This window comes from Rhodoferax sp. (assembly GCF_014859475.1).
Taxonomy (GTDB): Bacteria; Pseudomonadota; Gammaproteobacteria; order Burkholderiales; family Burkholderiaceae_C; genus Rhodoferax.
This window is the reverse complement of sequence record NZ_JACUUE010000231.1, coordinates 1-3,588: the sequence shown is the minus strand read 5'-3', so window position 1 is coordinate 3,588 and position 3,588 is coordinate 1. Positions and strand designations below refer to the sequence as shown.

General features: G+C 59.2%; 2 protein-coding genes. One reads left to right on the top strand and one right to left on the bottom strand.

Going from position 1 to position 3,588, the window contains the following annotated elements; all coding sequences use genetic code 11:
• Window positions 1-75: 75 nt before the first annotated feature.
• The gene (locus IBX54_RS13535) at window positions 76-2,169 is read right to left on the bottom strand and encodes a glycosyltransferase family 41 protein (RefSeq protein WP_296543183.1); all 2,094 of its coding nucleotides are present in this window, start codon (window positions 2,167-2,169) and stop codon (window positions 76-78) included.
• Between the two features lie 119 nt (window positions 2,170-2,288).
• Here IBX54_RS13535 and IBX54_RS13530 point away from each other — a divergent pair.
• Window positions 2,289-3,588: YfhO family protein (locus IBX54_RS13530; RefSeq protein ID WP_296543182.1), on the top strand; the 1,300-nt coding region annotated here is incomplete at its 3' end.

Sequence of the window (3,588 nt, the reverse complement as noted above, 5' to 3'; positions counted from 1 at the left end):
CCTGCGGCCTCGCGATGACGGAGTTTCTGTTCAAGGTCCGTGTGCGGTATCGGGCTTGGTACGGAGGGCTCGCAATTACGAGGTGCACCAGTTGTGCCACATGTCGCGGTAAGCGGCTTCGAGCTGGCGGGTGATGGCGGCGGGTTGGCACTGTGGCGCGTTCATGCGCTCGCGCAGCGATTGGCGCACCGCATCGAGCGCAGGCAAATCATTGGCGAACTTCACCGCGCACTGCACATAATCGTCTTGGCTGTGCGTGATGAACTCGGGCAAGCCCACGCGCGACAGGTGCGCCGCGCACAGGCGCGACACCGCATGGTCACCGGCGAGCGTGATCACCGGCACGCCCATCCACAGTGAATGCATGGTGGTGGTGCCGCCGCTGTACGGGAAAGGGTCGAGCGCCATGTCGATCTGGTGGTGCAGCGCCAGGTAATCGGGCACCGAAACGCGCGCTTGCAGCCATAAGCGTTCAGGGCCAATGCCCGCTTTGCCGAATAAGCTGGTTAGCCGGTCGCGAATGCCGCTGTCGGTCACATTGCCCAGCATCAGCCGCGCTTGCGGCAAGGCGTGCAGGATGCGTGCCCACAAATGAACCACCGCCGGGTTGACCTTGCTCAGGTTGTTCAGGCAGGCAAAGACCAGCTCGTCCGAACTGAGCGCTGGCAGCGCGTTGACTTCAGGCGCGAAAGGCTCGGGCGTAAAGGCCATGCCACCAGGGATGCGCACCAGCGCCTCGCTGTGGTAGCGCTCGGTCAGACCCACAGGGTCTTGCCAGGGGTCGCTGATGCGGTAGTCGATGGCGCTCAAGCCGGTGCTGCCGGGGTAGCCGATGTAGCTGGCCTGCACCGGCGCGGGCTTGCGGGCAAACACCGGCAGGCGGTTGAGCGCAGTGTGGCCCGACAAATCGACCAGAATGTCGATGCCATCAAGACGGATGCGCTGCGCCAGTTGATCTTCGCTCAGGTTGCTGCAGACCAGGAAGTGATCCATCTGAGCGGCAATGCGGTCGGTATAGCTGTCGTGCTTGGTGTTGTTGTAGTAGCCATAAATTTCAAATTGGGATTTGTCGTGATTGGCCAGGATCGGCTCAAAAAAATTGGCCACCACATGCCTGCAAAAATCTGCCGACACATAGCCCAGCTTGAGCTTGCGTGCGGGCTCGCGGCTGTTGCCGTGCGGTTGCCAGTGGGGCTTGAGGGGCGCCTCAAAGATTTCGGCATAGCGCAGATGCTCTTGAAACAAGGCATTGGAACTGCAGGTGTCAAGGCTTTGCAGTGTGAGTAACAGGTTGCTGTAGGTGCTGGCACATTCCGGCTGGAGCAGCAGCACCTTGCGGTAGATGGCAATGGCATCATCCAGTTGACCTTGGGTGACCAGCGCCCTGGCGCAGTCAAGATAGGCATTGACGTCATCGGGCCGGTGTTTTAACGCCTGCCGGTAGCAGTCAATGGCCTCATTGAACTTGCCCTGTTTCTCGAGCGCATTCCCAAGGTGGTAGCAGGCATCTGCAAAATCCGGCTTGAGCACAAGCGCCTGCCGGTAGTGCGCGATGGCCAGGTCTGATTGATCGCTCGCCTGCCGGGCGTTGCCTAGACGAAATTGCAGTTCCGCATGAGGTGGGTTGTTCAGCAGGGCCTCTTTAGATTGGGCCACGGAAGTGTCCAATTGGCCCAGGTCCGCCAAAGTCCTGGCCAAATTGAAATAAGCATCAGAACGATCGGGCTGGTATTGCAGTACCTGCTGGAAACTGGCAACGGCTTCGTCCAGTCGGCCTTGCGCCTTGTAGGCGGTCCCCAGCGCCGCCAGCGCATCCACATAACCCGGCTGCGAAGCCAGCACCTGCTCAAAGCAGGCAATGGCTTCGTCCAGCTGGCCCAGGTCCTGGTGCAGATTGCCCAGGTTGAACTGATAAGTGGTGTCGGCGGGGTTGAGCGCGATGGCTTTTTTGATGAGCGGAACAGCCAGCTTGCTTTGGCCCTGCTGGTGGTAAACCAGGCCCAGCAAATGCAGCGCGTCTGGGTGATTGGGCTCGGTGTGAAGTATTCGCTGGTAAATCACCTCGGCCTGACGAAAGTTACCGCTTTGATGGAGCGCGATGGCGTTTTGCAGGGCCTGGGCATTGGCTGCGGCACCGTCGCTGGTTTGATTGCGATCAGGGTTCGTCATGGGCGGGAATCGGCTAGATGAGAGTGGCAGCGCAGCGAGCTTATCATTTTTGGATGGCAAAATCGGGCTCTCTGCACTTGCCCCAGCTTTCCCATTGCCAATTCTGAACCCCTGAACCCATGAAAATCACTTTGCCCAAAGCCTGGCTGATCCTGTTTGGCTTGCAGATCATGTTGATCGGGGTGATATTTTTCAGCTTTCTGGCGGGTGAGCATTATTTTGCCTACACCGACATAGGCAGCGACACCTATTTTTCGGCGGTGCCGTTTGCCATGCACATGGCGCACCAGTTTGCCCTTGAAGGCTATACCGGCTGGTCGTTCATCAGCGGGCTGGGCAATATCATTGCACTCTGGCTGGGCGATGCGTTCACCTGGCTGGGCCTGGCTGGCGGTGCCGACGGCGTGTTGCCGCTGCGCATCTGGGTGTATGTGCTCAAGCTGCTGCTGGGCGGGGCCGCCTTTTTTCTGCTGATGCGCGACTACGTTACGCGCTGGGAAACCGGGGTCATCAGTGCGCTGGCCTACACTTTTTGCGGCTACATGGTTATCAACGGCCAGTGGGACTCCGAGGGCGGGCCGTTCATTTTTTACCCGCTGATTTTGTGGGCCATCAACCGCACACTGCGCAAGGGCAACATGCTGGCGCTGCCGGTGGCGCTGGCGCTGGCGCTGGTGTCGAGCGTGTTTTTTGTGTCGCTGGGCGTCTTTATGGCGCTGGCCTGCCTGGCCTATGTGCTGACCAGCCCCGAGCCCAAGGCCATGTTCACAACCTGGCTGCTCAAAATCTTGCCGCTGACGCTGCTCGGCTACCTGCTGGCGGCGCCGGCGCTGGCGCCCATCATGGCCCAGCTCATGGACACCTCGCGCGTGAGCGGGGGTCAAAACCTGTTTGCCAAAATGCTGGAGCAAAGCCTGCAGATCAATGACTGGCCGGTTTTTGTTGCGGAAATTGCCGGGCTTTTTCATAAAGATATTTTTGGCATTGGCAGCAATTACAAGGGCTACTGGAACTACCTTGAAGGACCGGGGTTTTACATTGGTGTGTTTTTGTTGTTGCTGATCCCGCAGCTTTGGCAGGGCACGGCCAAAGACCGCCGGGTTTTGCTGCTGGGGTTGGCGGCTGTGGCAGCCTATTTTATTTTTCCGGTGTTTCGCTATGCGGCCATGGGCTTTGCCGTGCCGTATTTCAGAAGCTCCACGCTCTGGGTTTCGTTGCTGCTTTTCATGCTGGCGGCGATGGCGCTTGACCAGGTTTTAACCAAGGGCGTGAGCGGGCGGCTGCTGGCGGTGGGCGCAGCTGTGTTTGGCCTGCTGCTGGCGCTGGTGTTGCTGAGTGTGGGTGCCAATGTGTGGCAAACCCATGTTTACAAAATCGTTGGCCTGGCTTTGCTGGCCGTGTTCGTGTTGCTGCTGGCGC